This window comes from Thermococcus marinus (assembly GCF_055389025.1).
This window is the reverse complement of record NZ_AP042417.1, coordinates 586,897-612,631: the sequence shown is the minus strand read 5'-3', so window position 1 is coordinate 612,631 and position 25,735 is coordinate 586,897. Positions and strand designations below refer to the sequence as shown.

The 25,735-nt window shown below is 53.9% G+C and carries 26 protein-coding genes, 2 tRNA genes and 1 pseudogene; 9 read left to right on the top strand and 20 right to left on the bottom strand.

Features of this window, described 5'->3' with window-relative positions; all coding sequences use genetic code 11:
• Window positions 1-21: 21 nt before the first annotated feature.
• Entirely contained in the window at window positions 22-1,584 is a 1,563-nt protein-coding gene (locus ACZ5ER_RS03235; RefSeq protein ID WP_050002051.1) for a D-glucuronyl C5-epimerase family protein, read from the top strand.
• Here the strand turns inward: ACZ5ER_RS03235 and ACZ5ER_RS03230 are convergent.
• Window positions 1,555-2,139: a hypothetical protein gene (locus ACZ5ER_RS03230; protein WP_050002052.1), complete on the bottom strand. Its 585-nt coding sequence runs from the start codon at window positions 2,137-2,139 to the stop codon at window positions 1,555-1,557. The genes ACZ5ER_RS03235 and ACZ5ER_RS03230 overlap by 30 nt on opposite strands.
• Window positions 2,140-2,234: 95 nt before the next feature.
• On the opposite strand from ACZ5ER_RS03230, the gene ACZ5ER_RS03225 reads away from it, so the two are divergent.
• From ACZ5ER_RS03225 to ACZ5ER_RS03215, 3 genes are read left to right on the top strand one after another with little or no spacing between them, the layout of a single operon-like run.
• Window positions 2,235-3,035 (top strand): hypothetical protein, encoded by an 801-nt coding sequence (locus tag ACZ5ER_RS03225; RefSeq protein WP_464934793.1) that lies wholly within the window; start codon window positions 2,235-2,237, stop codon window positions 3,033-3,035.
• The gene (locus ACZ5ER_RS03220) at window positions 3,032-3,604 is read left to right on the top strand and encodes an AAA family ATPase (RefSeq protein WP_050002054.1); all 573 of its coding nucleotides are present in this window, start codon (window positions 3,032-3,034) and stop codon (window positions 3,602-3,604) included. The genes ACZ5ER_RS03225 and ACZ5ER_RS03220 overlap by 4 nt, the downstream gene beginning before the upstream one ends.
• Entirely contained in the window at window positions 3,601-4,182 is a 582-nt protein-coding gene (locus ACZ5ER_RS03215) for a hypothetical protein (RefSeq protein WP_464934792.1), read from the top strand. The genes ACZ5ER_RS03220 and ACZ5ER_RS03215 overlap by 4 nt, the downstream gene beginning before the upstream one ends.
• 104 nt (window positions 4,183-4,286) lie before the next feature.
• On the opposite strand, the gene ACZ5ER_RS03210 is transcribed toward ACZ5ER_RS03215, so the two are convergent.
• The 10 genes from ACZ5ER_RS03210 to ACZ5ER_RS03165 all read right to left on the bottom strand — a co-directional run bounded on the left by ACZ5ER_RS03210 (window position 4,287) and on the right by ACZ5ER_RS03165 (window position 14,462).
• Entirely contained in the window at window positions 4,287-4,418 is a 132-nt protein-coding gene (locus ACZ5ER_RS03210; protein ID WP_449449953.1) for a hypothetical protein, read from the bottom strand.
• Window positions 4,385-4,669, bottom strand: a complete 285-nt coding sequence (locus ACZ5ER_RS03205; RefSeq protein ID WP_464934791.1) for an EamA family transporter — start codon at window positions 4,667-4,669, stop codon at window positions 4,385-4,387. Before ACZ5ER_RS03205 ends, ACZ5ER_RS03210 begins: the two co-directional genes overlap by 34 nt.
• 1 nt (window position 4,670) lies before the next feature.
• Entirely contained in the window at window positions 4,671-6,020 is a 1,350-nt protein-coding gene (glmM, locus tag ACZ5ER_RS03200) for a phosphoglucosamine mutase (RefSeq protein ID WP_050002056.1), read from the bottom strand.
• 82 nt (window positions 6,021-6,102) lie between these two features.
• Window positions 6,103-6,486, bottom strand: coding sequence for a hypothetical protein (locus ACZ5ER_RS03195; protein WP_050002057.1), 384 nt, complete (start codon window positions 6,484-6,486; stop codon window positions 6,103-6,105).
• A 13-nt stretch (window positions 6,487-6,499) separates the two neighbouring features.
• Window positions 6,500-7,165, bottom strand: a complete 666-nt coding sequence (locus tag ACZ5ER_RS03190) for a hypothetical protein (RefSeq protein ID WP_464934790.1) — start codon at window positions 7,163-7,165, stop codon at window positions 6,500-6,502.
• Window positions 7,162-8,544, bottom strand: a complete 1,383-nt coding sequence (locus tag ACZ5ER_RS03185; RefSeq protein WP_050002059.1) for a hypothetical protein — start codon at window positions 8,542-8,544, stop codon at window positions 7,162-7,164. The genes ACZ5ER_RS03190 and ACZ5ER_RS03185 overlap by 4 nt, the downstream gene beginning before the upstream one ends.
• A 126-nt stretch (window positions 8,545-8,670) precedes the next feature.
• Complete coding sequence (locus ACZ5ER_RS03180) at window positions 8,671-9,453, bottom strand: BtpA/SgcQ family protein (RefSeq protein WP_464934789.1); 783 nt, start codon at window positions 9,451-9,453, stop codon at window positions 8,671-8,673.
• Window positions 9,454-9,543: 90 nt separating this feature from the next.
• Window positions 9,544-11,691 (bottom strand): alpha-amylase family glycosyl hydrolase, encoded by a 2,148-nt coding sequence (locus ACZ5ER_RS03175; protein ID WP_050002061.1) that lies wholly within the window; start codon window positions 11,689-11,691, stop codon window positions 9,544-9,546.
• Window positions 11,692-11,820: 129 nt separating this feature from the next.
• Window positions 11,821-13,104, bottom strand: a complete 1,284-nt coding sequence (locus ACZ5ER_RS03170; RefSeq protein WP_050002062.1) for a TldD/PmbA family protein — start codon at window positions 13,102-13,104, stop codon at window positions 11,821-11,823.
• Window positions 13,101-14,462 (bottom strand): TldD/PmbA family protein, encoded by a 1,362-nt coding sequence (locus tag ACZ5ER_RS03165; protein ID WP_464934788.1) that lies wholly within the window; start codon window positions 14,460-14,462, stop codon window positions 13,101-13,103. The genes ACZ5ER_RS03170 and ACZ5ER_RS03165 overlap by 4 nt, the downstream gene beginning before the upstream one ends.
• An 82-nt stretch (window positions 14,463-14,544) precedes the next feature.
• Between ACZ5ER_RS03165 and ACZ5ER_RS03160 the strand changes: the two genes are divergently transcribed.
• Genes ACZ5ER_RS03160 through ACZ5ER_RS03150 form a run of 3 tightly spaced genes read left to right on the top strand, consistent with a single transcriptional unit; the run spans window position 14,545 to window position 17,304 of the window.
• Complete coding sequence (locus ACZ5ER_RS03160; RefSeq protein WP_050002064.1) at window positions 14,545-15,051, top strand: winged helix-turn-helix transcriptional regulator; 507 nt, start codon at window positions 14,545-14,547, stop codon at window positions 15,049-15,051.
• Window positions 15,051-15,305 carry a hypothetical protein gene (locus ACZ5ER_RS03155; protein ID WP_464934786.1) on the top strand — a complete coding sequence of 85 codons (255 nt, stop codon included), beginning with the start codon at window positions 15,051-15,053 and terminating at the stop codon, window positions 15,303-15,305. The genes ACZ5ER_RS03160 and ACZ5ER_RS03155 overlap by 1 nt, the downstream gene beginning before the upstream one ends.
• 58 nt (window positions 15,306-15,363) lie before the next feature.
• Window positions 15,364-17,304: a S16 family serine protease gene (locus ACZ5ER_RS03150; RefSeq protein ID WP_050002066.1), complete on the top strand. Its 1,941-nt coding sequence runs from the start codon at window positions 15,364-15,366 to the stop codon at window positions 17,302-17,304.
• On the opposite strand, the gene ACZ5ER_RS03145 is transcribed toward ACZ5ER_RS03150, so the two are convergent.
• The 8 genes and pseudogenes from ACZ5ER_RS03145 to ACZ5ER_RS03110 all read right to left on the bottom strand — a co-directional run bounded on the left by ACZ5ER_RS03145 (window position 17,235) and on the right by ACZ5ER_RS03110 (window position 23,716).
• On the bottom strand, window positions 17,235-18,563 hold the full coding sequence (locus ACZ5ER_RS03145) for a phosphoadenosine phosphosulfate reductase domain-containing protein (protein WP_464934785.1): 1,329 nt from the start codon (window positions 18,561-18,563) through the stop codon (window positions 17,235-17,237). The two genes, ACZ5ER_RS03150 and ACZ5ER_RS03145, sit on opposite strands and share 70 nt — an antisense overlap.
• Window positions 18,564-18,597: 34 nt before the next feature.
• Window positions 18,598-19,575, bottom strand: a complete 978-nt coding sequence (locus tag ACZ5ER_RS03140; RefSeq protein ID WP_464934784.1) for a transposase — start codon at window positions 19,573-19,575, stop codon at window positions 18,598-18,600.
• A gap of 50 nt (window positions 19,576-19,625) precedes the next feature.
• The gene (locus ACZ5ER_RS03135; protein WP_158506630.1) at window positions 19,626-19,796 is read right to left on the bottom strand and encodes a hypothetical protein; all 171 of its coding nucleotides are present in this window, start codon (window positions 19,794-19,796) and stop codon (window positions 19,626-19,628) included.
• 291 nt (window positions 19,797-20,087) lie between these two features.
• Window positions 20,088-21,197: a M20 family metallopeptidase gene (locus tag ACZ5ER_RS03130; protein ID WP_464934783.1), complete on the bottom strand. Its 1,110-nt coding sequence runs from the start codon at window positions 21,195-21,197 to the stop codon at window positions 20,088-20,090.
• Window positions 21,184-21,732, bottom strand: a complete 549-nt coding sequence (locus ACZ5ER_RS03125; protein WP_464934782.1) for a hypothetical protein — start codon at window positions 21,730-21,732, stop codon at window positions 21,184-21,186. The genes ACZ5ER_RS03130 and ACZ5ER_RS03125 overlap by 14 nt, the downstream gene beginning before the upstream one ends.
• Window positions 21,733-21,779: 47 nt before the next feature.
• Window positions 21,780-21,857: transfer RNA gene (locus ACZ5ER_RS03120), tRNA-Ala, on the bottom strand.
• Between the two features lie 89 nt (window positions 21,858-21,946).
• Window positions 21,947-23,127, bottom strand: a pseudogene (locus ACZ5ER_RS03115) (RNA-guided endonuclease InsQ/TnpB family protein).
• Window positions 23,108-23,716 carry an IS607 family transposase gene (locus ACZ5ER_RS03110; RefSeq protein WP_050002071.1) on the bottom strand — a complete coding sequence of 203 codons (609 nt, stop codon included), beginning with the start codon at window positions 23,714-23,716 and terminating at the stop codon, window positions 23,108-23,110. The pseudogene ACZ5ER_RS03115 and the gene ACZ5ER_RS03110 overlap by 20 nt, the downstream one beginning before the upstream one ends.
• 146 nt (window positions 23,717-23,862) lie before the next feature.
• On the opposite strand from ACZ5ER_RS03110, the gene ACZ5ER_RS03105 reads away from it, so the two are divergent.
• Window positions 23,863-24,612, top strand: a complete 750-nt coding sequence (locus tag ACZ5ER_RS03105) for a lipoate--protein ligase family protein (protein ID WP_464935068.1) — start codon at window positions 23,863-23,865, stop codon at window positions 24,610-24,612.
• Between the two features lies 1 nt (window position 24,613).
• Here the strand turns inward: ACZ5ER_RS03105 and taw3 are convergent, their stop codons facing one another.
• Entirely contained in the window at window positions 24,614-25,252 is a 639-nt protein-coding gene (gene taw3, locus ACZ5ER_RS03100; RefSeq protein WP_464934781.1) for a tRNA(Phe) 7-((3-amino-3-carboxypropyl)-4-demethylwyosine(37)-N(4))-methyltransferase Taw3, read from the bottom strand.
• 142 nt (window positions 25,253-25,394) lie between these two features.
• Between taw3 and ACZ5ER_RS03095 the strand changes: the two genes are divergently transcribed.
• Window positions 25,395-25,471: transfer RNA gene (locus ACZ5ER_RS03095), tRNA-His, on the top strand.
• The last annotated feature ends 264 nt before the right edge of the window (window positions 25,472-25,735 follow it).

Sequence of the window (25,735 nt, the reverse complement as noted above, 5' to 3'; positions counted from 1 at the left end):
TTTATTTTAATTGTGAGTAGTATGAGAAAAAACTCACGAGTATTATTGCTGCTCATAGTCACCACTACCATTCTTGGAATTATATACCTAGGGACTAGTCATTTTGAGGAAGTCCCCCTCTCAGAAAGCCACGAAACTGAAGACGTCAGAGTCTACGTAATGCTCAAGGAGGAAAACGCTGTTTTTGAAACAGCCATATTTAAGATAAACGTTGGCAAAGCAAGGATAAACGAGACAAACGTCCCAGCTTTGGCGTACAGCGGGAAACCAGGCCGTGTTCATCTTCGAGTAGGGGGAGAAGTCGTAAACTGGAACGGGGTTAGATTCGATGTCACAGGCGATTTTTCCCTGGAAACTGAGGGAGGAAAAAGCTATTTAGTGGCACTCACCCTCGTTCATAAACCCGGGGTCTTTGTAATAAAGCCAGATTCACGACTAAGTGGCATCATAGGTGAGGACATACCGGACACGCTTCTCCTAGATGACAAATTCTTTGTAAATAGGGCAATGGCGAAGGCCAACGCAACGGAAGAGCTAAAAATAAACCGGGAACTGAGAGAAAAATACCTAGGGTTGTGGGAGCAAACTAAAAATCTGAGTTATCTTCTGGCCTACAGGGACTTAAGCTATCACCTCAAGATGATTTCCATGCTCGGGAAAGCTGGAAAACTAACAGACACTGCCCTTAAAACATACGTCCTTGATATAATTGCCACAGACTACTATTATTCCAGGTTCACGAAACCAGGGAAAAAAGACCTGATACTGGTTTTTTCGAACGAGTGTCCGTATTACGGAGCCATTAAAGTCACAGATGGTCCCATAAAGAGCCACATGCCCTTCATATACTACCGCGGGAGAGGGTTTAACTTATACCCCGTTTCAGCTCTTCACTGGGCACACGTATATTTTGAGAAAGATCGCCCCAACGTGGCCGTTGAAATTCTGCAGGAACTCCAAGATTTCATTGAACACGGAAAGTACCAGACAACCGAGTACGCCATCTTTCCAGTATACTTCCACTTCCAAAACGCCAGCATCCCATGGGTTTCAGGCTATGCCCAGGGCCTAGGCGCTGGACTCTACGCCCTCGCCTACAACATCACGGGGAATGAGAGTTACCTCCAGACTGCCAAGCTACTCCTGAACTCCTTTGAACTGCCTCTAGAAAGGAACGGCTTTGTTCTTCAAACCCCATATGGGCCATGGTACTTGGAATACAACTACTACCCAGAGCAACTCGTCTTGAACGGACATATAATCTCCCTCCAGGGACTCTACTATTACTGGAAAGTAACGGGCGACCAGAGGGCCTACAAACACTTCATAGAAGGCGCCTTAAGCGTTAAGCGAGCCCTCCCATTCTTTGACACCGGGAACTGGAGCAGATACGCCAGTATCTACAACTCCTCCAGCATCTTCTACCACCGTCTTCACGTAAGGCTCCTCGTCTGGCTCTACGCAAAAACGGGAGAGGAGGAGTTCATAGAGTACGCAAAGAGATGGAATGGTTACCTAGAAGAGAAGGGACTTAAAAAAGAGGACATAGAGGCTCTACTCCAACAGATGCGGAAGACGCCTTAAAACGGGTATCGTGGCGGCCAGTCCTATGAAAACATCAATTGCACTCTGCACCGAGTTGGGCAAGCCTATAGCCACCCAGAAGGGGACGTGCGTCCAGTCCTCAACTGCCTGAACCACCTGCTCCCTCGGCAGGCCAAGCCAGATTGGAAGCGCCACGTAGTAGTTGAGGGCCAGCGTCAGCGGAATCCTAAGGGCAACACCCACCACGTACGCGACGAGACCGAAGAGGACGGCCCTTCTCGGATTCCTCAGGTCGAAGCCAACGGTTCTCCTCGCAAACTCAAGGCCCAGGAGAACCGTGAAGGTGGCGGTCGTCTTCATCATTGCTCCGAGCCAGCTCGCGGAGGAGACCACGCTGAGGCCCAGGAAGAGCAGGCCGAGGGCAAAGAGGCCGCCCCAGAAGCCCAGTATCAGGTAGGTGACTATTATCGGCACTGCAACAACGTCAATCTTCATTCCCCATACCGTCGGAAAGTCTATCGGGGCAACGTCGAGGAGGAGCGCGAGACCCAGCATCACACCTGAAATCGCCATCTCTCTCGGGCCAACTTTCATTCACACCACCGAGACAAATTTGTTCCATAATTTTAAAAGGTTTGTTCCAGAAAAAGAACAATTTTCTTAAAAACATCCGCCCGGAACACTCACCGATGTTCACCCCAGAAACAATATCGAAGCTCGTGCAAGAGATACGGAGGGAGCACAGCCTCCCGGACAGCCCCTTCAGGATAGATGAAGTCAGATACGACGAGGAGGAAGACAAGCTCTTCATAATCGCCCACGACAGGACGGATAAGAGTGTGGTCATAGGCAACAGCCTCGTCATCGGGAAGCTCCGGGCGAGGCTTGGGGTCAAACAGGTTACCGTCTACTCAAACCTCGACCTGGAGATAAAACGGAGGACGCTTGAGGAAGCCGAAAAGCTAATATCCGGCACGGAGTTTGAGTTTCTCCTCCCGATAATAGAGGCCGAGAAAAGATTCCCTCCAAGGAAATGGCCCAACGTTAAGGGGGACATCAAAACGCTCGTCTTCCTGAGCTTCAACGCAAAAGCTCTCCTTGGATTCGCCAAGCGGCTGGGACTACCATACGAAGCCATCGGAATCCGCTATGCCTTCCCAAAGCTGGAGTATGAGCCCGTGGAAGCGGAGCCAAGGAAGATTTTCTTTCCCGACGAGGAGAAGCTCACCATGTTTGCAAAGGAGAAGGGGACGAGACTCGTCCTAGCAGATTTCCCGTTCGGCCTGAAGTTTAAAAATGAAGTTGCGCTCCTCAACCCATTCCGCTTCCTTCACGTAGGGTTCTTCGAGCTGAAGTACCTCTTCGGCTTTGAAAAGCCCGTAATCTACGATAAAAAGGCCCTCGTGGACTTCGTGGTAAGCCTGACCTACGAGGGCCTCATGGAGTCCACCGATGGGGCAAACATAATCTGGAGGATGTGGAGAAAATGATCATCGGAGTCGTTGGAAAGATTGCCGCGGGAAAGACGACGGTTGCAAAGTTCTTCGAGGAGAAGGGGTTCTGCAGGGTCTCGTGCAGCGACCCGCTCATAGACCTCCTCACCCACAACGTCTCGGACTACTCCTGGATCCCAGAACTGCCCGAGAAGGCCGAGCCGACCCGTGAGAGGCTGATAGAGTTCGGAAAGTACCTAAAGGACAAGTACGGCGGCGACATACTCATCCGCCTTGCCGTAGACAAGAAGCGGAACTGTGAGAACATTGTCATAGACGGCGTCCGCTCCAAGGAGGAGATTGAGGCGATCAAAAGGCTCGGCGGAAAGGTCATCTACGTCGAGGCGAGTCCGGAGATAAGGTTTGAACGCCTGATGAAGAGGAAGGCCAGCAAGGACAGAGAGATAAAGAGCTTCGAGGACTTCAAGAAAATGGACGACGTAGAGGAGAGCCTTTATCACACGAGCAGGCTGAAGGATTTAGCCGACTACGTGATAGTAAACGAGGGGACGCTGGGGGAGCTGAAAGGACAGGTTGAAAAAATAATCGAAGAGGTGGTCGGGTGAAGCTCCTAATCCTCGCCCCCTGTCTTCTGAGCCCCTTCTACGTCTACCGCGGACCAAAGGAGAAGGAGTATAAAACTGCAAAGCTCCTGAGAGAGCTGATTGGAGAGCTGGGCGACGAATGGCAGGTCTTAGTATACCCGTGTCCCGAGTTCGAGCTGATCGGCTGGCCAAGGACGCCGGCGAGCAGGGAAGTTTATGAGAGGCTCGGCATGCGCGAGAGGGCGAAGGTAATAGCGGACTTCATAGGGAGGGTTCTGACCGAGGAAAAGCCAGAGAAAGTCATTTTTGTTGGAGTTAAAGGCTCGCCGACCTGCGGTGTCTTCCACACGAGCTCAAGCGACCCCGAGGGCTACCCGTACCGGGCGATGCAGGAGTTCTTCTACCTGAGCAAGGACGAGAGGATAAAGCGTTCTAAGGAGCTCGTGGAGGAGCAGAACTTCAAACTTGTGAAGATGCCCGGCATACTGTTTGAAATCCTGATGGCGAGGTTCCCGGAGGGTGTCTACATCGAATTTGACAAGGAGGACATTGAGGAGAGCCTTGAGAGGCTAAGGGAAACCCTATCCAAGCGCTCATAGTCCACGTCCCCATTCGCCACGGAGCATGGAGAAAAAGCAAACCCGCTGCGAGCCACTCCGGCTTTTGCTAAGTCACAAAGAAACCAGCAAAGCTCCCAGGACTATCAACAACGCCCCAAAACTGTTCTGGGTGTAAGTTCTTCCTTCAAAACTGACCACGAGAGAAATATCGCCAGGGCGACGCTCGTCTTGTCTATTGCTATTACGGCTGGAACGCGGCCGTCCTTAACTGCCATGAAGTATAAGAGCCACGAGAGCGCCCCGCTATCCCGGAGAGGGCTATGAAGAGCAACGCCCTGCCGTTGATGCTGGAAACGTCGGTCCTACCCTGCCACACTGCAAGGAGGAAAAGGAACGCGAACATTATGAAGGCCCTCACCATCGTCGCGACGGTCGAATCAACGTCCTTCAGGCCGAGTTTTCTGAAGATGGGAACAAGAGAGGCAAAGAAAGCCGAGAGAATGGCATAGAAGATATAGGCCTTCATCTCACGCCCGCTCCACGGCGTTCCTAACAAGCTTCTCCGCCTTCTCCATCAGCTCTTTCGCTTTCTCCTCGGTGTGAGCCTCAAGGGTGATGCGCATTATCGGCTCAGTCCCGCTCGGACGGAAGAGTATCCACCAGTCCGAATTCTCTATTCTTATCCCGTCTATGTCTATAAGCCTCTCGTAGTCGAAGCTATTAAGAGCTTCCTGAGCTATCAGCTCCATCGCCCTAGCTTTCTTCTCGTTGGGGCACGGTATCTTCGCCCTCAGCGTCACGTAGCGTGGGACTTCCTTGGCCAGCTCGCTCAGCGGGCCGAGCCTGTCAATCATCTCAAGGACGAGCGCCCCGGCAAAGATGCCATCGGGAGTGAGGTTCCACTGGGGGATTATCCACGTCCCGCTCGGCTCTCCGCCGAAAATCCCGCCGTGCCTGGCCAGCTCGTCCGCGACGGCCACATCCCCAACGCGAGTCCTTATGACCTCGCCGCCGAGGGGCCTGACGTAGTCATCTAAAGCAAAGCCGGCATCGACGGTGGTAACTATCTTTCCCTTCCCGAACTTCCTCAGCATGTAGCCGGCCATGAGCGAGAGCATGACCTCATACTCAACAAACTTCCCTCGATCGTCTACAACTCCAATCCTGTCCGCGTCGCCGTCGTGCGCTATGCCAACGTCGGCCTTCATGGCCTTGACCGTCTTCGCCAGTGCGGAGAGGCTCTTAGCGTTAGGCTCAAGCTCCCTCACGAAGAAACCCGTCGGGTGGGAGTTAAGGCTTATAACGCGGTTTCCAAGCTCGCGCTGGAGGTACGGGGAAAGAATGCTCCCGGCACCGTTTCCAGAATCGACGACGACGGTGTAAGAGTTATCGAGGTGGACCATCTCAAGGGCCTTTTTTATGTACTCGGCCTTCGGGTCGGCCCTTCTGAGGCTTCCAATCTCGTTCCAAGGGGCCTTCCTGAAGTTGCCAGACTCCAGAATCGCCTCAAGCTCGTTCTCCATCTCAGGGGTGTACGCCATCCCGTTGGGCTGCCACACCTTTATGCCGTTGTATTCAGGCGGATTGTGAGAAGCGGTGATAGTAACGCCAGCGTCCGCACCGTAGAGCCTGATTGCAAAGCCCGTGAGAGGGGTCGGCGCGAGGCCGATGTCTATAACATTAACTCCCGTGCTCAGGAGTCCACTTATTACCGCCCGCTTGAGGGTCTCACCGCTCGTTCTCGTGTCCTTACCGACCACCACCGTGCCGCCACCGAGGTACGTTCCAAGCGCCTTTCCGACTTTGAGGGCAAGCTCCGGCGTCAGCTTCTCGTTGACGACCTCTCGAATCCCGCTGGTTCCAAAGTACTTCCCCATGGGCACCACCTAAATTAGATTGACGAAGATGAAATTAAGACGTAACAGGAGAGAGTAAAAGGGAAAAAATATAACGCTTTCGTCACTTCTTGACGAGGCGGTAAATGCCAACGGAAACGGTGTAGCTGTCCACGTTAACTGGAGCTTTGTAGTCAACTCTAACCTGGAAAGGCTGGCTTGAGCCGTAGATAAGGCTGTTAGTCTCGGACTCCGTCAGGACATTGCCGTTCTCATCCAGGATTGTTATTTTCTCCACGGTCCCCTCGCTCTCGGCGGTTATCTTGTACTTGCCCGGCTCAAGCACGTGGCTGAGGTAGAAGACGTCGCCACTCACGGTCTCGGTCTTGACCTCGACTGGAACCTTATCGTAGGCTGTATCGTAATAGTACTGCATTCCAAAGATTGCCGCAACTCCGATGAAGAGGAGCAGGAAGAAGCCGACTATCAGTTTCTTCAGGATTCCCATTTTCTCACCCCCCTCAAGTTGAATCCTCCCTAACCGCATTCGCAAGTTCTTCGGCGGTAAGCTTCCCCTCCCACGCGTGGAGCAGATTCTCACTCGATATGGAGAACGTTGCATTCCTCTCGCCGATGTAAGTTATCCTGACTTCTTCGACCCATGGAGCGTTCTCCAGAACTGCGAATGCCATCTTGAAGTAGTCATTCCAGAAGGAACCCCCGTCCGCAAGGTATTCAAGCGATACCGCGGCGGTCTCGTTGGTAACGTCCACATCAAACACGTTCACGTCAAAGAGGGCAAGGTCAGTCCTTATCCTGAACTCCGGCGTTTTGATGTCCTCAAAGGTGTAGCTCCCGTTGGTCTTCGTGAGCCTCAGAACTGGCTCACCGAGGTAGTAAGCGTCAACCCTCGTCGCGTTCCTCTCGACCGCAACTCTGTAAAGCAGGCCCGTGAGGTTCTCGTTGACGGCCGGAACGTCCAGCCTGACGTAGGTGCTCCCGTTCACGGTCGAAACGCTGACGTTGCCCGGTATCTCTGAAGGCGTTAGGGTTGAAGTCGCGTCGCCGTTCTCCTTCCCTGTGAGGTCATTCACGGCCGAACGGACGTCGTCCGGGGAGATGTAGCCGTTGACGTAGGCGTAGGCCCCGAGGAGGAGCAGGATTAGAAAAATAACCTTCCCCTTCATAGCTTCCCCTCCTCGAAGAGCTTGTTTATGTAGAGCCTTATTCTGGCCTCCTGGTCAGAGTAGTCACCGCCAGAGTTCCGGTTGAGCATTTGAACCTTCTTCATGCCCTGTGTGGTTTCCATGACCTCGTTCACCGTGTTCCTGATAATGTCCCTGTACTTCAGTCCCATCTTCTTGTAGCGGACGGCGGTTTCCGCGGTCTTCCTGAACTCCCATTCGTAGTTCTGGGCGAGCGTCTTCTTTATGGCGACTCCCATTGACGAGAGAACAGTTTCAATGGGTTTTGTGGCAATCGAGGTCGGAACCGCGTTTTTGTAAGGGGATAGGGCTTTTTCCCTTGACTCAATCGAGTTCATCGTGTTGTACAAAGAGGCGCTTCTCTCGTTTACGTGAAGGTCTTTGGCCGTTTTCCTGACCGATTCGCTTTCGTTGAAGACGAGTGAGTCCTTGTATCCCTTGACGTAGTCCTTAAACAGACCGAGCGGACTGGGCAGGAGCGACGAGGCGCCGTCGATTAGGGAATCTAGGGCTTTGTTGCCGTAGTACTTGGCCTTCCAGCCGAGGGCGGTGCTGGCCCTTCCTGAGCTGAGCTTCACAAGTTTTCCGTTGGGGGTTTGGAGCTCTATGGAATCCCCGAGCGAGGCTATCCTCGCGGTTGTCGTCTTCATTCTCTCACGGGCAGAGGGGCTCAGAAAACCTCCCGAGCTCTCTGAGATGTTGTCGTTACCACTCGAAGTCTCGCCAGAGCCCTCTATCGAGACGTTTTCAGGAACCCTGACGGTGTTCCCCTCGAACTTGCTCAGGTAGAGGTTGAAGAGCCTCGGGAGAAGGGCATCAATACTGCACGGGGGCGAGTAGCTTGTCTGGTAGTACTTGGTCGAATAATGGGTGTTCAGCGTGACGATGTAGTCCCCAATGAGGGCATAGTAATAGTACCAGTAAACCTGGTAGTCCCGGCTGGAGTCGTAGTAGTCGTAGTCCTCAATCTGAAGGACGAAGAAGTAGTCATCGTCACCCGAAATCTCGTAGTGAATGCGGTGCGTCCCTATGACCTCCCCGCTCCAGAAGTCCTCAAGGGGACTCTCTTCCTCCTTGCGCCCCATAAAGTCTTGATAATACGCTCTAAACTCCTTCCCCGCACGGCCGTCCGGGTAATACGTCGCCATCAGCGTTATCGTGGTGTACGGCTCGCGGTCGTTGAGGCATATGAAGTCCTGGTATGAATTGGAGCCCCCACCCGGAACGCTTCCACCGCCGCCGTAGCTTATCCTGAGCCCCAGGGAGGAAGCCTCCTCCTGTGTTACGTGGGGAAACTGGGGCGTGGCCACGACTAAACCTGCGCTGATTAGAAAAAGGAGTACTGCAAAGAGCCTTCTCATTTTCTCACTTCCCAAACAACCCATCTCGCGGAAGAGAAAAGCGGGACAGGGTCACTTTGTACAACTTACGCGCTCAAGGGTAATAAGGCTTTCGGAAAAGAAAATTCGAAGAATGCTGAAGGAAAGCTAAGAACTTCTCCTCAACTTCTCAGCCAGCTCGACGAGCTTTTTAGCCCTCTCAAGGGAGACCTCGTTCTCGACCTTTCCGTCGCGCTTGAGCCACGTGCCGACGATGAAGGCATCGGCGTGCTTCCACAGCTTGGGCAGGTTGTCATAGGTCGTCCCCGAACCGACCACGACCGGAACGGGGGAGATTCTCTTCGCGAGGGCGAGCTTTTCTAAATCTACGGGCTTTCCGGTAGCTTTCCCGCTCACCACCACTGTATCGGCCAGACCGCGCTCGACGGTGTCCCTTATCGCGCCCTCGAAGTCGAAGAAGTGAACCGCGTGCTTGACGTGGACGTCGGCAAAGACCTTAATTTTGCTTGGGAGGAGCCTTCTGAGCCTGGCCAGCTCGTGGGCGATGCCCTCTATGACTCCCTGGTCGGTGAAGGCAATTCCACTCAGCACGTTAACCCTTATGAAGTCCGCTTTAATCGCGTAGGCTATTGAATAGGCCGCTATCCCGTCGTTCCTGAGGACGTTAATCCCAACTGGAACGCTCACCTCGTCTCTAACGGCCTTAGCTACCGTCGTGAAGGAAGCGACCGTCACCTTGTCAACGGTCTTTGGAAACGGGACATCGCCAAAGTTCTCAATCATTATCGCGTCGAAGCCCGCCTCTTCGAGAGTCTTGGCGTCCCTCAGGGCGAGCTCAATAACAGTCTCAAGGTTGCCGTCGTAGAGGTACGAGCCAGGGAGGGGCTTGAGGTGAACCATGCCGATGAGCGGTTTCCTCTCGAAGTCCATGCCTTATCACCGGTAGGGGTTGAGGGAGGGAGTATTAAACTTTGCCGGCGGGCCGCAGAAATGGAAAAAGAAAATGGCTCGCCAAAGCGTTTAGCCACGCTTCCGCTTCCAGACCGCGAGGAGAACCAGGAGAAGGGCCGCCATTCCGGCATAGAGCGGCCAGTTCTCTGACTGTCCCCGCGATTTGGTTTCCCCAGGTTGTACCGGTTGCTTAGGGGGTTCGTCGCTCAGGAGGACGACCGTGGAGTTCACGAAGCCGTAGAGGGTGACGTTGATGGGCTCAAGCTCTCCCCAAGGCGAACCGGCGTAGAGCTCGACCGAGAAGGCCGTCCCGTTGGGCAGGGGTGCAACTGTGAAGTAGTAGCCTGTGCTCGACCTCAGCATGGGCCTCGGCTCGGCCAGCTCAGGGATATCGCCCTTAATCCAGAGCTGGCCCGTGATGTTTGTGGCGTTAACGACGACGAGCGCGGGGACGTCGTTCCCGGAGTAGTAGCGCAGTTTTGCAGGGGCGCTTGTCCTACCGCCCCTCTCGACCACCACATCTACCCATGCGCTCTCCGTTTTGAGCTCAGGAACCTCGATGAGTATCTCAATCGGGCTCCACGAGAGAACCCTTGCCTCAACGCCGCCTACGAGAACCCTTCCGGAGGAGCCGAAGCCGGCCCCACCTATGAGGACTTTCTGGCCGGGCTGGGCGGCGTAGGGCGTCAGGGAGCCGATGAGGGGTTCTTTCTGCTCTCCCTCGATGTGGAAGACGTAGAAGCTGTTGTGCGGGAGCTCAAGTGTAGTCCTACCGTTGGAAACTACCATCTCCCCACCGTAGAGGGCGTCCTCATACCTCCTGTCAGGCCAGTCTATGCTGAGGGTCAGACCGACGGGCGAGCCCTTGTTCATGACAACTAGAAGCTTATGGCTTCCAAAGGTTCTCTCAAAGGCCCATACGGAGTAGTTGGCGTAGAGCGTCTTGAAGTCTCCGAAAGCGAGGGCATCGTTGGTCTTTCTCAGCCCCGCGAGGGTTCTAATTATCCTCGCCGCCTCGGTGGTGTTGTCGAAGACCATCATCGGCCTGTTGTAGGGGTCGCCCTTGCCGTCCCTGCTCACCAGGTAGCTCTCGTCGCCGTAGTAGATGACCGGAATTCCCGGCAGGGTCATCGTGAGGGCAAGGGCCATGTGGAAGCGCTCAACCGCGTCCTTTCTCCTGGCCGCGTTGAGGAAGCGGACGAGGTCGTGGCTGTCGAGGAAGTTCAGCTGCTTGTTAGGATAGACGAAATGAGAGTAGTACTCCTCAAGCGTCTTGGAAAGGGCCTCGAGGCTCCCCACGAAGCCGAGGGTTCTAATGATGTCCTCCCTTATCGGTATGTTGAGAAGGGGCGAGACGTTGGAGTAGCGGTAGAGCTCGTAGAGGTCGTCAGTCTTTTCGGGCGAGAGGGCGTAGTACTCGCCGTAGATGAAGAGCGGACCCCGCGAGTAGAGGCGCAGGTAAAAGCTCTCCAGCCAGCCCAGCTCCATGTGCTTGACCGCGTCTATCCTGAAGCCGCAGGCCCCGGAGTCCGCGAAGAGGAGCGCGCCCTCCGTGAGGTACGAGTCGACCCAGGGATTGAGCTGGTTGAAGTCCGCCAGGCCGAAGAGGTTGGAGTACTTGAGCGGAATGCCTTCCCAGGCGAAGATGTTGCCGTTGTGGTGGTAGATGTTCTCCTTGAGGCCAGTGTATGGGTTCACGGTCGCGTTCTTGATGTCGCGGTAGTAGTCGGTTACGAATGTGCCGTTGTCGTAGAGGGCCCCAAACTCACCGTCGGTTGCCGGGTTGGAGTGGTTTGGGACGTAGTCAACGACGATGCAGATTCCCCGCTTTCTAGCCTCCTCGACGAGCCTGCGGAAGTCCTCCCACGTCCCGAAGTGCTCCTCTATGCGCTTGTAGTCGCGCGTCCAGTAGCCGTGATAAGGGGCGCTCCCGGCGGCCATTTTGTTTATGTTATCGTTGAGCGGGGAGACCCATATCATCGAGACGCCAAGGCTCCTGATGTAGTCGAGCTTCTCTATCAGCCCCTCTATGTCCCCGCCCCAGTAGAGGCGGTAGTTCGTGTGCGTCGGATCGTAAAAGGGCCCGTTGTTGCTCTCGTTCCCGTCGTAGAAGCGGTCAACCATCACCTGATAAACCACTCCCCTCTCGGGGACGCTGTAAGCTCCGACCGGGGGAATCAGAAGGAGCAGTGCCAACAGGAGGGTTATACCACGCATTTTATCACCACAAGTGATACTCAGAGGCGCTTAAAAAGCTCACGCCGGTGCCGGCAGGGTCAGGGACCAACTGAACCAATCGCTATAGAGCAGTCCGCCCTCCAAAAGAGAGCAGAGAGAAGAAGGAAATCAGACGAGCCTTCCCCCCACGAGGACCCTCGGTGAGATAAAGCTCTGAACCCTCTCCGGTTCCTTTCCGGGCCTCAGCGTCCTGAGGAGCTCGAAGACGTTGCCGACGAGCATGTTGTCCTTGAAAGGCTTTAACTCGCCGTTCTCAACGACGTAGCCGAGCTCGACCGTCAGCGAGAAGTCCCCGCTCACTGGGTTTGCGGTGTGCTCTCCGAAGACCTTCCTGACTATGACCCCTTCGTAGTCCTCAAGGCTTTCTTCACCGGGCTCAAGGACGATGTTGCTCGGCCCTATGTGCGGTGTGCTTCTAAAAGTTCTCAGGGCGTTTCCCGTGCTCTCCATGCCCAGGAACGATGCGTAGGTGTGGTCGAGGAGGAAGTTCCTGACAACTCCGTCCCCGACGAGGGTTGTTTTCTGGCCCGGTGTCCCTTCCCCGTCAAAGGAGTAGCTGCCAGGGAGCTCAGGGATGGTTGAGTCATCAACGAGCGTGAAAGAGCCAACTTCCTCGCCGGGCTTAGAGAACCTGCTCCTGCCGTGGTAGACCTCGTCACCGTAGAGGTTGCTCAGGAAGACGCCGATGACCGACTCCAAAGCGGTTGGCTCCAGAACGAGCTCGCCAGAGTAGGGCTCAAGCTTCTCCGCCCTGGCGCTCAGCCTGGCTTCCTCGACGGCCTTCTCAACGGCATTCTCAAGGACTTCAAAGGGCTGGAGCGAGGTAAAGTTCTGGCTGTACGAACCGGTTCCAGGCGGGTCGCTGAGAACCGCGTAGGCGGAGACGCCCATGTAGGTGGAGCTCTCCTCCAGCTCGACCCCGTTGGAGTTGACCACCCCATTCGTCCCGACGGCAAGCGAGATTGAACCCGAGATTGTTTCCCCGGCCTTTTTACCCCTCATGAGCTCAGCGTACTCAAGGGCCAGCCCCTGGGCTTCCTCGAAGGGAATCTCGTCTATCTCCCTGTCGTAGATTCCAGGGACGCGCTTCACATTTTCATGGGCGGGAAAACCCCTAAACGGAACCTCGCTTATCTTTGCCAGCTTTACCGCCCTCTCCACCAGCTTTTCAAGCTCCTCCTCGCTCGGATGGAGTCCCGTGATGTAAGAAAAGCCGAGCCTGCCCTTTAACCCGACCCTGAGGCCTATTCCCGAATAGAACTTCCTCTGGGAGCGCTCAAGAGTTTCTCTCTCGATTTTAAACGACCCAGAGCGGCCGAACTGGTAGAACACTTCCCACTCGACGTCCTCGCGTTCGAGGATGCGGACGAGCCCCTCAACGGCTTCCATCATCTCAATCCCCCCACAAGGGCCCTTGTGAGTATGTGCGGCCCGCCGTCGTCAACGGGAACCCACTGGCCCTTTCCGCAGTAGCCTGGAAACTCCACACGGGTATCGTTTCCGATGGCCCTGATGTTCTTCAGCACGTCGAGGATTTTGCCCGAGAGCGCGACGTCCCTGACGGGTTCCTTGAGCTCGCCGTTTTCGACGATGTAGCCGAGCTTGGCCCCGAAGGTGAAGGTGCCGTTTGCGGTGTCAACCTCACCGCCCTTGTCCCCGAGCATGTAAAGGCCGTTCCTGACCTCTTCAAGCATTTCCTCAAAGCTCCAGTCGCCGGGTTCGACGTATGTGTTGCTCATCCTCACGAGGGGCTGGTAGGCGTAGCTCTCAGCCCTCGCGTGCCCGTTCGGCTCAAGCCCGAAGTACTCCGCGGTCTCCCTGTCGTTGAGGTAGTTAACCAGGACTCCATCGCGGATTATCTCGACGCGCTTCGCCCTAATCCCCTCGTCGTCGTAGGGGTAGCTCCCGAACTTGCCCGGCAAAGTGGGGTCGTCCACAACGTTCAGCCCCTCAACCGCAATTTTCTCCCCGAGCTTCCCAGCAAGGATGCTGTCACCGTTCTTGACTGAATCAGCCTCGACAGCATGTCCCAATGCCTCATGAATGAAGACACCGGTCAGCTCGGGGTCGGCTATGACGTCCATCTCGCCGGACGGGGGAGAGCTAGCCCTCAGGAGCTCAAAGACCTTTTCCTTGATGTGGGAAGTCCAGTAGTCTATGTCAATTCCCTCTATCAGCTCCCAGCCGACTGTGCCTCCGAAGCTCTTCCAGAAGTCCTGCATTGAGCCGTTTTCGCGGGCTGTGACTGAAAAGCCGAGCCTTATCCTCGGCACAACGGTTCTTATCTCACTCCCAAGGGAGTTGAAATATAACGTCTCAACGACGGAGTCGCCGTAGCTGACGTTCCTGTTGACGATTTTCTCTCCCTTGAGCATGCCGTCTATCTCCTTGACGAGCGAGAGGGCTTCCTCGATGTCAACGGCGGTGAAGGGCTTCTTTACCCTGAGCTCTACCTCGTCCCTAACCGGGTCGCCGAGGTAAATCCTCGCGTCTCCCCTGGATAATTTTGCTATCTTCATCGCGGTCTCGATAGCCTTCTCAAAGCGCTCGCGGTCGTTGGCGCTCGAAAAGCCCCACGCCCCGTTAAAGGCCCTCGCACCTACCCCCAGCTCGGAGTTGCTTGAGAGCTCCCTCAGCTGGCCGTTGCTCATGGCGAGCCTTCTCGACGTGACCTTAATGAGCCTGATTTCATAGTAATCGACGCCGTGCTTTCTCGCGAGCTCCTCAGCCCTCTTCATGAGCCACTCCATAATCCCACCGCTCGGCATAAACGGGGAAGGCCTTATATGGATTGCCATAGCGTGATGAACCACAGGGTTTAAGGGTTGAAAGATGGAGCGGAGGAAGGAGATACTCAACTACATCCGCAACAGACCAGGTATAACTTTCCGCGAGCTGGCAAGGGAGCTTGGACTGGGCATAGGCGACCTGCAGTACCACCTGGGAAAGCTTGAGAAAGAGGGGCAGGTGTTTTCAAGGAGGGCCGGAAGGAGGCGCTACATCTTCCCGGCGGGCTTTGAAGAAGATGCCCAGAGACTGCTGATGGCCATATCCACCGAGACAAGAAGGCAGATACTGCTCCTCCTCATGAAGGGGCCAATGAGCCAGGGCGAGATAGCGGAAAAGCTGGGGGTCAGCCAGCCGACGGTGAGCTATCACATGAAGGAGCTCGAAAAGCTCGGCATTGTGAGGGCCGAGAGAACGGGAAAGAGTATAATTTACCGCATCAACTACGACCCTGAGGCCCTCGTGAGGCTCATCAGGGAATACAGGCCAACACTGTGGGAGAGACTGGCGGACGGCCTTATAGACTTCCTCGCTGGGGTGGGTGAAGGTTAATGATGGGAATGCTCGTAGATATGGTGGTGGCCATACTCGCAGTGGCGCTGGTTGGTGTCAGCTATCTGGCGTACCGCAAGAGCCACATGAGGGCGGCACTCTACCTGGCGCTGGCCTTCATTCTCTTCGCCCTCAAGAAAGTCGTGGAGATTTCGGCCGAAGGCGGTGCCATAGAGAGAGACATCGGGCTAATCGTGGACTTCCTAGAAGTTCTCGTTCTCCTGCTCTTCCTGATGGCCATCTGGCGGCGTTAAACTGTTGAACCAAAAACGCTTTATTTAACCCTCTCCAATCCTCGAAACGGGTGAAAAGATGAAGAGAGCAGTCATTTTAGTTCTGGCAGTGCTCCTTCTGCTCCCGTTAGCGACGCCAGTGGTGGCTCAGTGCCCAAGTGAGGGACACACGGTGATAATGCACGCACCGGCAGTGGCCAAAACCTCGACGGGCGAACTGACCGGTGTCGCCACGGAGTTCGTGATTACAGTGGCTCCAGGAAGCGGGCACGTTTACATAGAGACGTGGCCGTTAGCAGAAGTTGACATGCAGGCCAGCGCCAGGCTGGCAACCCAGGTGGCGGGAAGGGTTCTCCAGGTGGACATGAGCCAGTACGATGTTTTTGTCCGGGTTCGTGCCGAGAGCCCCATCATAGGTGGGCCCTCAGCAGGCGCAACCATGACCGTCGGCATAATCGCGGCGCTGATGGGCTGGGACGTCAACCCGAAGGTTATGATGACCGGAATGATTAACCCGGACGGCAGCATCGGGCCCGTTGGTGGAATTCTTGAGAAGGCCTCAGCCGCCCACCAGGCGGGGGCGGAAGTCTTTCTGATTCCAGAGGGGCAGAGAATCCAGTACATCCAGGAGACCCAGAAGAAGGAAATCGGGGGGATTATCCAGATAGTGAACACCGAGACCCAGCCGGTTGATGTCGTTGAGTACGCCAGAGAACGCTGGGGGCTCAAGGTGATAGAGGTAAAGGACATCTACGAGGCAGTTTATTACTTCACGGGCCACAGGCTCCCGAAGCCCAAAGTGCCTGAAAACGTCCAGATTGACACCTCCTTCCTTAGAAACGACGCTCTGAGCGACTACCAGAACACCACCGAGTACTACCAGAGGGTCTTGGAGGCTCTCAAGGGGAGCAACGTCGGCTACGACACATACATGACCCTCCTTGCGGCCCTTGACAGCGCAGAGGAGAGACTTGCCCAGGCAAAGAAGTACCTGGACGAGGGGCGCTACTACACCGTCCTCAGCAAGGACTTCCAGGCAAGGATAGTGATAAGGCACGTCGAGTGGTACCTTAGTGTTGCCACGCCAGAGGACGTTGGGGAGCTCCTGAAGAACACGAGCAGGACGATAGATGAGACCGAAGCCTACGTTGAGGGCCAGGAGATAAGAGGCATCACGATGCTCCAGGCGGTAGCGGCCGCCGAGGAGAGGGTGGAAGACGCCAAGAGCAACCTTGAGGAGGCGTGGAAGGCCTACTACTCAGGAGATTATTGGAACGCCCTTGGAAACGCCGCTTACGCCTACGAGAGGGCAAAGACAGCAATCCTCTGGACTGACCTCGGGAAACGCTTTGCTAAAGACGAGACGATTGAAAAGGATGTAGTCAAAGCCACAGCGAGGGACTACATAGACGAGTCCACACTCATAGTCGCCTACATCGAGTCCATGTACGGGGACGTTCTCGGAAGCACCCTCACCGACACCATCCAGAAAGCCGAACAGTACTACGACAACGGCAAATATTCAGCGGCCCTCTTCACGGCCATGGAGGCCCGCGTCCAGGGTGAGGTGTTCCTCGACACTCTTGCAATATCCAACTGGACAGTCCTGCTGGACAAGCTCAACATGCTCAAAAATGACGCCAGAACCGCGATAGGCCTCGCGGAGAAAAACGGGGTGACCCCATTGCTTGCAATAGCATACTACGAGTTCGCCCAGAGCTTTGAAGACCTCGCGAGGGAGAACCAGAGCCTCAACGACCTCCAGACGGCGATGACATTCTACGCCTACGCCAAGGAGACCGCGAACCTGTTTCTCTCGACCCCGCTCAGCCCGATTGAAGAGGTGCCCGAGGAGAGCATACCTGTGCCGGAAATAGTTATTCCAAACGAGACAGAAACTCAAACCCAGACGCAGGCCCAGACTCCGGCCGGCCAGACGGATGAAGTGAACTACGAACTCATAGGTTTGTCCGTGGTTTTGGCGTTCGTCCTTGGAGTGTCCATTGGAAGGAAGCTCTGAGGGAGCGCCCTCACTCCCCTCTTCTTTAACAGCTCAACCTCCCACTCCGCCAGACTCGGACAGATTGTACAGCCAAGCCTGTAGAAGCCCTCGTAGTAGAGCGGGTGCAGTTTAAAGCCCCTCATGAGGATGAAGAGCTGAACCATGAGCCCGCTCCAGAACTTTATGGGCATAACCTCAAGGATTCTTCCGAAATCCGTCTTTCTCTCGACGACCGGTGGCTTAAGCCTTCTCCTCGCGCTCTCCCCGTCGCGGTCGCCGACGAGGAGAACTGGGTTTTCAAACTCCGAAACAACTGAATAGAGGGCCTCGACCTTCTTCCTCGTGCACCAGCGGTTCCGATGGGTCGGCATTCCGTATTTTTCGATTGGCATCGGGACGTCGACGCGAACGAGGTTAACGCCAAGCTTTTCCGCGAGTTCTTCAACGTATTCGTCCGTTCCTGGCATCTCGTACTCCATCCTGACGTAGACGGCGGTAACCTCGTCGAAGACCTCTTTCGCTAAGATAAGTGTGGCCGTCGAGTCCTTTCCCCCGCTCCATGGAACCACGATGTCGTAGTCCTCAAAAGCCCTGAGAAATGCTTTCGAAGCCTCGGCAAAGGCCTCTATGTAGTCCCTGTTAGCTGAGATAAGCGAGTCGAGCGAGACGTCCTCGATGCAGGGGCACTTCCAGAGGACCTCGGTCGGAAAGCCGAGCTTTTTGCTCACCTCGGCCACCTTGTTCGGGCCCGAGAAATAGACCTCCTGGTTCATAGTCTTCCTCAGGACGAGCGAGTTCTCGCCGAGCTCGACGTCGAGGAGCGAGCGCATGGCCCTTCTAAAGCCGTTGCCGAGGGCGAGGTAAACGTCGTAGTCCGGGTTAATTTCGAGGCCGAAGGGGTTCTCGGGGTTGAGGGCGTAGGTTCCCCGCCACTCGATGCCGAGGCGAAAGCGCGCCTTTATCTCCTCGATGTGGGAGTAGAGCTCGTCAACGCGCATGTTTCTAACGCGCTTCGTCCTCAGAACCCTCGCGTAGAAGGGCTTGCCCGACCCCCTCAAAACGGGGAGGAGCTCCTCCATGAGGTCTCTCTCCTTCTCGCCGAGGAGGAGAACCGGGATGTAAGGCCCTTCGAGGGCTCTCTCAAGGTTCTCGAGGACTTCCTTCTTAGTTCTGCCCCCGCCGAGGCTCTCAACCCTAAGAAAGCCCCCGTAGTTCCTCTCGTTTATGTAGCTTAGAGCCTTCGCGTCCTTCCTTGCCCTCGCTATGAGCGCGAACATGGAAGGGGTTAAAAGGGGAAGCTTAAAAGGATTGTTACCAAACAGGACTGTTTTTCTTTTGAGATTTCAATGAATTTAACCCCCACCAACCTATCACGAACGCCGACGAGAAGTGAACGTCCAAACCTAACCCTTGAGCAAGTTCCCGCCCCAACTTCGAAGAACCTGCAGGATTAACCAGATAGACCTCAAAACCCCTCTTCAACGCCATAACAATCCCGTGTTCGAGAAGCTCCTTCTTGGCGAAATTTGAGGCCTTTCGATTCCCTTTTCTCGAATTTGTTGCCTTTCCATTTTTCCTCTTAATCCTCTCCAAATCCTCAAAGAACACGACCCCAACACCATGATAAAACGCATAATCCAGAAGATGAGCGAGAGCCTTTAACCTCAAATCCCGAGCCCTCCTTTTCGAGAACCCCGGAGAATTAACTTCAGGAAAATGCTCAACCCTAACGTCCCGAATAATCCCCCTCTCATCGAGAATAACCATATTCATCCTGTCCGAATTCAAATCAAATCCAGAGTAAAGCTTTCCATAAGCAGTCCTCCCGTAGTGTTTAAGATAAACCTCAAAAGGCACTTGAACATGCAGATAAACTTTTCCATTTCGCAGAACAACTTGAGCACCGTATTTTAATTTCTGAACATCAAAGATTACCGGAAGAAAATTCTTGCCTGTCTTCATCTTAAAGTTTAGCCATTCACCGTTCGAGCGAATTCTAACGTTTAACCCTTCAATCCTTACGTTCCTGTTCCCCTTCTCGTTTTCCTTAGGCTTGCTAATGAGGAATTTTGATTTCAAGTGAATGTGCAGTGGATTTCCACCGTTTTGTTTTGCTCCCTTGAGAAGCATTTTCGCGTAATCCCACGCGCTGTCAGAATACCACCAGTTATTGAGAACCAGCCGGGAAACTTCCTTTACGCCTTCACTCTTTCTAATCCCCTTGAGCTGTAGCCTTATTGCGAGTTCAACGGCTCTTTTGAATTTTTCTGTCAGGAGAGCAAGTTTCAAGTAGTCTTCCGATGTTTTTGGTTCAAGCTTTGTCTTGATGGTTACGTAGTTTACTTCTGCTCGACGGATCGTTCGTGTTTTTCGAGCCATAACTCAATAGCCTCCGTTATGGCCTTCCCGAGAGCTCCTTTTTTAACTCCATAAACGTCAAGGATTTTCTTTCGGAATTTGACTTCCAGTTCATCTGGAATTTTCACTGTGATGACACCCATTGTATTCACCAAAATTCTTAAATACTTGTTTACTTAAATAGTTTTTGGCAATGATGCCGGCCCTGTGAAGTCTGTGAGCCAGGCGAGGTGGAGGTCTGGTTGAGCCCTGTGGGTGTTCGGGCGACCCGTTCCGCCGTAGTGTGCTGAAAGAGAAGGAGAGTGGGCGGGGCGGTCTAAGTCCGGGCACCCCCGTAACTCGGGGAATGAATCCTCGTGTGTGAGTCTTGTGAACTCACGAAGGGGGACCCCGATGAGGATAACTCCCTGCCCTGAGCGGTGATGAGACCGGCTTTCCCGAGGCTACACCAGCGACGCGAGGAAGGCTCTGTATGTTTCCTTCACCCTTCTCATCGATGAAACGCTCACCCACTCGTCGCTCGCGTGCCAGTTGCCTCCCTCCGGCCCGAAGACGAGGGTTGGCTTGCCGAGGTAAGTCGCGAAGTAGTTGAAGTCCCCAACGCTCCTGCCGTAGGTTACCTCGGGGCCCTCGCCCGTCGCCGAGGTGTAGGCCCTCTTAAAGAGCTTGACCTCGTGGAGGTTCTCCCTCACAACGTAGGGGAGCATGTCCGGCGTTGGCCTCGGGAACTTCTCGATTTCGAGCTCAGCTTTAACGCCAACCCGTTCCGCGAGCTTTCTCAGCTCGGCCTCAACGCGCTCCCAGTCCTCCCCTATGACGGTGTGTCTATCGATTATCGCCTCCGCGTAATCGGGGACGCTCAGGCCGTCGGCTTCGCCCCTCATATAGAGCGTGCAGTACGAGCCCCTGCCGAGTTTCAGGTGGCTCTTTGGCCTTATCCTTTCAAGGTTCGAAACGAGCTTTGCCAGCTCCTCGATGGCGTTTACACCAAGCCATGGCCTCGCGGCGTGGGCCTTCTTTCCTCTGGCCCTAACTGTGATTACAAAGCGACCCCTCGCGCCGAGCATCAGCCTCTCACGCGTCGGCTCTGCCACGAGAACCAAATCGGCATTCTCGAGCTTCCCGCTCTTTATCAGCTCCCACGTTCCGCGCGAGTAACCTTCCTCGTCGCTCACGGCGGTGAAGAGTAGGTTCGGCCTCTCCCGCTTTGAAAGCTCACCCATCTCGACGAAGAGGCTCAGCAGAACGGCCAGGCCAGCTTTCATGTCCGCGCTTCCAAGGCCGTAGAAGCGGTCGCCGTCGAGCTCGCCCTTCGGGTTCCTCGTCCAGCCCGGCGAGAGGTTTACCGTATCCATGTGGCCGTTGAGCACGACCGTTAGGCCCCTGCCGGGGAGATATGCCAGCACGTCGTCGCCAAAGCCCTCAACAGGAAGTGTTTCAACGTCGAAGCCATGCTCCTCCAGCAGGGACGTTATAAAGCGTGAAATTTCCCCTTCCCTGCCGAAGGGAGACTCAATGGCAACGAGCTTTTTAAGGAGTTCAAACTCGTCCATCCCTATCACCAACCAGCTCCTTAACGAAATCGGAGAACTTGGCCTTTCGCTCAAAGGTTTCAACCTTTTCAAGCTCCTTCTTTAGCTCATTCACGTTGTTTTCTATTTCCTCGGCCAGGTCTCTGAAGAGCAACCCTTCCTCAGAAAACTCAGAAAGGTATTCAAAGGCCTTCAAACCCATCAGTTCTAAGCTCATGGCACTTCTGAGGACTTTAACGTAGTCTTCAACCGTTTCCACGTTGAACTCCTCAGAAAACTCAAATTTCCTCGTCTTCAGCCCCGGGTACAGTTCTCTGGCAATGTGGCGCATGTTCTCGATTTGTTTCCTTTTCTTTTCTACAAAACGCGAGAACTTGACCCTGCCGTAACTTCGGGGAAGTGAATCTCGCATAACGATGTAAAGGGACAACGTGGCCTCAGAAAGCTCAATCAAGTACGAAAAGATTTCTCCAGGGGACAATTTAGAAACGTCCTTAAGCTGTTGGAATAGCCTCTCAACTTCGTCGGGCTTTGAAAACAACTCGAGGTCTACCATCCCACCACCTAATTATGAAGTCCGTAGTTAAGCGTAAAAACGTTTTGTGGTGGACCGGGCGGGATTTGAACCCGCGGCCTCCGCCTTGCGAGGGCGGCGCTCGTACCAGGCTGAGCTACCGGCCCACTCCCGGTTATAGTGGAGTGCCCGGGGTTTTAAAAAGTTTTGGTATATGCCATGTGCTCAGTGGTGACCGCTCTCATCACCGTTCTGGTTAGCCGTAACTTGTGTAAAGTTCGTAAACGTCGTTACGGCTAACCTTCCCCACTCCTGTCTTCATTGTGGGGCTTTCGGGGGGAACGGAAACTCCCCACATCTTCAGGGCCCTCAAACGGATATTCCAACTTCCAATCACATCACGGTCGGCTTCAAACCCACAATTCGAACACTTCAAAACCCTGTGCCCATTCGGGCTTAATTTCCCCCCACATACCGGGCACAGGGAAGAAGTATGAGCAGGATTCACGAAAACAACCTTAACCCCTCTCAGTTTGGCCTTGTATTCGATGATTGACTGAAGTTTGCGAAAACTCCACCTGTGAAGTCTCCCATTCATCTCAGCTGAATACCTAATCGACTCCCTAATTTCCGTTAAATCTTCGAGGGCGATTCCGCCGTATTTCTCCGCCACCTCAACGATTTTATTGGCGAGCTTATGATAAAGGTCATTAAGCCTGTTCTTCTCCCTCTCACCGTATTTTTCGAGGAGTTTTTTCCTCCTCTTCCCACTCCTAATCTTCCGCTGGATTTTTCGTCTCTTCACGAAGTAGCCAGTCCTGATTTCACGCTCATGGGTTATGATTTGGAGAAACTCACCATTAGGGAGGGAAAGCGTTATGTTGTTCTCATTCAAATCCATACCAACAAAGGCTTTAGGCTCTTTAACCTCGACTTCCTTCGAGAAGACGACGTTTAGGAAGACTCCCTTCGATGTTCTCACTAACCACGCTTGACCAACCTTCCAGTCCTTGAACTTCTCGTGGTATCTGGCAGGATAAAACTCCAACTGAATCCTCCCGCTTGGAGTGGAGAGTTTTACGGTTTTGTTCTCCAAGTCGAGTTTGAACAGGTGGTCATCGAGCATAATAACTTCTTTTTTGAAAACTGGTCTTCCCCTCGCTTTACCCTTCTTTTTCCTCTTCCTGAAGCTTTTAAAGATTGCAGTCGCCATCTGGCAGGCCGTGTAAAGGTAGTGACTTGGGAGTTCTGGATACTCTTTGCGAAGACTTTTGTAAGTCTCCTTTTTCAGCCGGTAAAAGCTGTGATGTTGTTCTCAAAAGCGTGAGTGATGAGAAAGTTCACGATTTCTCGATAAGTGGAGAAAAGGTCATCTAATCCGTCGGGTGTCCCCTTGAGTTTGAATTTGGCAGTGAGTTTAATCGTCTCGGAGGGCATTCTTTACCGCCTCGACGAGGCGTTTTTTCTTGTGAGAACGCATACCGTAAAGCTTTCCGGCGAAGGAAGTTACGATTGCCAACAAGTCTTCCACGAGTTCCTTTTCCGGTGTTTTCTCCTCATCGTCGAAAATTACTTCAATCTCAACACCGTGAGAGTTGAAGTATTGTTCGAGGTATTTGAAGCCGAAGCGGGTAAGCCTGTCCCGGTAAGTTATGACGACTTTCGTAACTTCCCCGCTTTCGACGAGTTTGAGAAGCCGTCTTAATCCCTTTCTGTTCTCGTTCAATCCAGAGGAAATGTCCGTGATGATTTTGGCCACTTGGTATCCTTTGGACGAACAGTAATTCTTGAGGTATTCGACTTGCCTTTCCAAGTCCTCTTTTTGGTCTCGGCTTGAGACTCTGGCATAAATAACGACCTTATCAGGGATTTTGCCCTCAAGAATTCTCTTGATTTCACTTTCGGGGATACGGTATTCTTTGCCAATCCGATACGCTTTAATCTCACCGGATTTTATCTTCCTAATCAATGTTGGCTTGCTGATACCTAAGAGTTGTGAGGCTTTGCCCGTCCGATAAAGCCTCATATCTTGCTCCACCAAAACAAGCTATGAAATGAAAATATTTAAACTTTACGCTTTTAACCGTTTATGAAACAGCCCCTCAGGAGGGCTTGGGCGTCATCATCGCTGGGCTTAAAAACTCACGAGCCCTTTTAACCCTGGTGGTTGAGATGCGCTTCATACCGCTCATCGTCGCTAAACCGGAGGTTCAGATGGCGATAGACGAGGCGATAATGATTGCCAGAATCGAGGGAAGGGTTCCCGACACTGTAAGGTTGTACGCCTTCTCGCCGAGTTCTGTGACGATAGGCCGCTTCCAGAGTGTCGTCCACGACGTCAACCTTGATGAAGCCAGAAAGCTCGGTATTCCCGTCGTGCGCAGGATAACCGGTGGAGGAAGCGTTTTCCACGACGAGTTCGGCGAGATAACCTATTCGGTCGTTGTCGGCGAGGACCTTCACCCAGCTTTGAGGAACGTCGAGACGAGCTACCGCTACTTAGCCGGTCCGCTGGTTGATGCGCTGGAAGGACTGGGGCTTGAGGCCGGCTTTTCAGGGTTAAACGACATCGTAGCCAACGGGAAGAAGATAAGCGGCTCAGCCCAGACAAGGAGGAAGGGAGTAATCCTCCAGCACGGCACCTTCATGTACGCGACGCGCGTTGATATACTTGGTAAAGTTCTCCGCGTTTCGAGGGCTAAGCTCGCGGACAAGGGCGTTTCAAGCATCTGGGAGCGCGTTACGACCCTGGAGCGCGAGGGAATAAAGCTGAACCGCTGGGAGGCCTACGAGCTTTTAAAGGAGAGCTTTTTCAACGCCTTCGAGCTTGAGGAAGGCGAGCTTACAGACTACGAGCTCGAACTCGCGGAGGAGCTGGTAGAGAAGCGCTACGGCAACAAAGAGTGGAACGAGATGAGGTGAGCTAAGGTAGCTCCCACGTCTCATCTATTTTGTGCTCGCGGGCCAGCTCGTAGAAAAGCTCGTCCTCACCGAGCTCCTCGCGAAGCCTCTTAAAATTCTCCATCAGCCTCGGAAGCCTGCCCTTGCTCCTCCGCAACATCGAGTTGCCTATTTCGAGGGCGAAACGCAGGTAGTCGTCGCTGACGAGGACTTTTCCATCCCTGCCGAGCGGTGCCGTGAGATACTCTGTGGCGTTTATCTCGACGAGGTAGCGCTTTGAGATGACCTTGAACGTAGTGTACTTAAAACCAGAGGCGAGGCCGAGCTCGTGGAGCTTTTTGGCCCGCTCAAGGTCTTCAGCAATGACATGGAATATCGGGGGCTGGCTCTTCAGGAAGATAAGGCCTTTCTCAGCGTTCTTCAGCGCGGCCTTGGCCTCTTCGAACTCGATTGGGTGGTGCTCCTTTATCAGCCACCTGCTGAGGGGCTTAGCACCGAGGGCAGGCTCCTCTATGATGCCTATCCTCCCGGAGCACGAGCTTGTGGTGTAAACTCCCCTGATTGAGTTGATTAGAAGGAGAAGGTCTATTATATCCTCATCAACTTTTCCCTCTCTCATTGCTGTGAACAGGCTAACTAGGGCCTCACGCTTCGCTTTCATTCGTTAACCCCCCGTGCGGTTTTCAACAGCAGTTTTATGACATCTATGCCTTACTTTCGGATTAAAGCAGAACCTACGACCTCCGCTCCCGGCATCTGACGAAAACTTTATAAATCTAACCCGAAAGCTTAAGCTGGACGTGGCCGGGGTGGTGTAGCCTGGTCAGCACAGGGGACTGTGGATCCCCTAGCCCGGGTTCAAATCCCGGCCCCGGCCCCATAACAGCCCTTTGCTTCGCAAAGCGCTGGCGGAAAGATGGCGTGCAATTCTAAAAACGCTTGTCCTCTAAGTGGTTTACACTTCAATTGCCACTTTTACAGTGTTTCACTTCCCACAAGGCGTTCAACGAACGCCAGAATAAAAAGCGAAACCCGCTCAACAGTCTATTTTAAAGCCAAACACTCATCGCAGGCAAATTTCAGAGCGCACGCTTTATTCTCTGCCAGTTCAGCAGGAAAGGAACATATTTTGGTGAAGCTTTTT

Excerpts from the sequence above, each read along its gene's own strand:
- ACZ5ER_RS03235 (WP_050002051.1), top strand. The coding sequence starts at position 22 with ATGAGAAAAAACTCACGAGTATTATTGCTGCTCATAGTCACCACTACC.
- ACZ5ER_RS03230 (WP_050002052.1), bottom strand. The coding sequence starts at position 2,139 with ATGAAAGTTGGCCCGAGAGAGATGGCGATTTCAGGTGTGATGCTGGGT.
- ACZ5ER_RS03225 (WP_464934793.1), top strand. The coding sequence starts at position 2,235 with ATGTTCACCCCAGAAACAATATCGAAGCTCGTGCAAGAGATACGGAGG.
- ACZ5ER_RS03220 (WP_050002054.1), top strand. The coding sequence starts at position 3,032 with ATGATCATCGGAGTCGTTGGAAAGATTGCCGCGGGAAAGACGACGGTT.
- ACZ5ER_RS03210 (WP_449449953.1), bottom strand. The coding sequence starts at position 4,418 with ATGGCAGTTAAGGACGGCCGCGTTCCAGCCGTAATAGCAATAGACAAG.
- ACZ5ER_RS03205 (WP_464934791.1), bottom strand. The coding sequence starts at position 4,669 with ATGAAGGCCTATATCTTCTATGCCATTCTCTCGGCTTTCTTTGCCTCT.
- glmM (WP_050002056.1), bottom strand. The coding sequence starts at position 6,020 with ATGGGGAAGTACTTTGGAACCAGCGGGATTCGAGAGGTCGTCAACGAG.
- ACZ5ER_RS03195 (WP_050002057.1), bottom strand. The coding sequence starts at position 6,486 with ATGGGAATCCTGAAGAAACTGATAGTCGGCTTCTTCCTGCTCCTCTTC.
- ACZ5ER_RS03190 (WP_464934790.1), bottom strand. The coding sequence starts at position 7,165 with ATGAAGGGGAAGGTTATTTTTCTAATCCTGCTCCTCCTCGGGGCCTAC.
- ACZ5ER_RS03185 (WP_050002059.1), bottom strand. The coding sequence starts at position 8,544 with ATGAGAAGGCTCTTTGCAGTACTCCTTTTTCTAATCAGCGCAGGTTTA.
- ACZ5ER_RS03180 (WP_464934789.1), bottom strand. The coding sequence starts at position 9,453 with ATGGACTTCGAGAGGAAACCGCTCATCGGCATGGTTCACCTCAAGCCC.
- ACZ5ER_RS03175 (WP_050002061.1), bottom strand. The coding sequence starts at position 11,691 with ATGCGTGGTATAACCCTCCTGTTGGCACTGCTCCTTCTGATTCCCCCG.
- ACZ5ER_RS03170 (WP_050002062.1), bottom strand. The coding sequence starts at position 13,104 with ATGATGGAAGCCGTTGAGGGGCTCGTCCGCATCCTCGAACGCGAGGAC.
- ACZ5ER_RS03165 (WP_464934788.1), bottom strand. The coding sequence starts at position 14,462 with ATGGAGTGGCTCATGAAGAGGGCTGAGGAGCTCGCGAGAAAGCACGGC.
- ACZ5ER_RS03160 (WP_050002064.1), top strand. The coding sequence starts at position 14,545 with ATGGAGCGGAGGAAGGAGATACTCAACTACATCCGCAACAGACCAGGT.
- ACZ5ER_RS03155 (WP_464934786.1), top strand. The coding sequence starts at position 15,051 with ATGATGGGAATGCTCGTAGATATGGTGGTGGCCATACTCGCAGTGGCG.
- ACZ5ER_RS03150 (WP_050002066.1), top strand. The coding sequence starts at position 15,364 with ATGAAGAGAGCAGTCATTTTAGTTCTGGCAGTGCTCCTTCTGCTCCCG.
- ACZ5ER_RS03145 (WP_464934785.1), bottom strand. The coding sequence starts at position 18,563 with ATGTTCGCGCTCATAGCGAGGGCAAGGAAGGACGCGAAGGCTCTAAGC.
- ACZ5ER_RS03130 (WP_464934783.1), bottom strand. The coding sequence starts at position 21,197 with ATGGACGAGTTTGAACTCCTTAAAAAGCTCGTTGCCATTGAGTCTCCC.
- ACZ5ER_RS03125 (WP_464934782.1), bottom strand. The coding sequence starts at position 21,732 with ATGGTAGACCTCGAGTTGTTTTCAAAGCCCGACGAAGTTGAGAGGCTA.
- ACZ5ER_RS03110 (WP_050002071.1), bottom strand. The coding sequence starts at position 23,716 with ATGAGGCTTTATCGGACGGGCAAAGCCTCACAACTCTTAGGTATCAGC.
- ACZ5ER_RS03105 (WP_464935068.1), top strand. The coding sequence starts at position 23,863 with ATGCGCTTCATACCGCTCATCGTCGCTAAACCGGAGGTTCAGATGGCG.
- taw3 (WP_464934781.1), bottom strand. The coding sequence starts at position 25,252 with ATGAAAGCGAAGCGTGAGGCCCTAGTTAGCCTGTTCACAGCAATGAGA.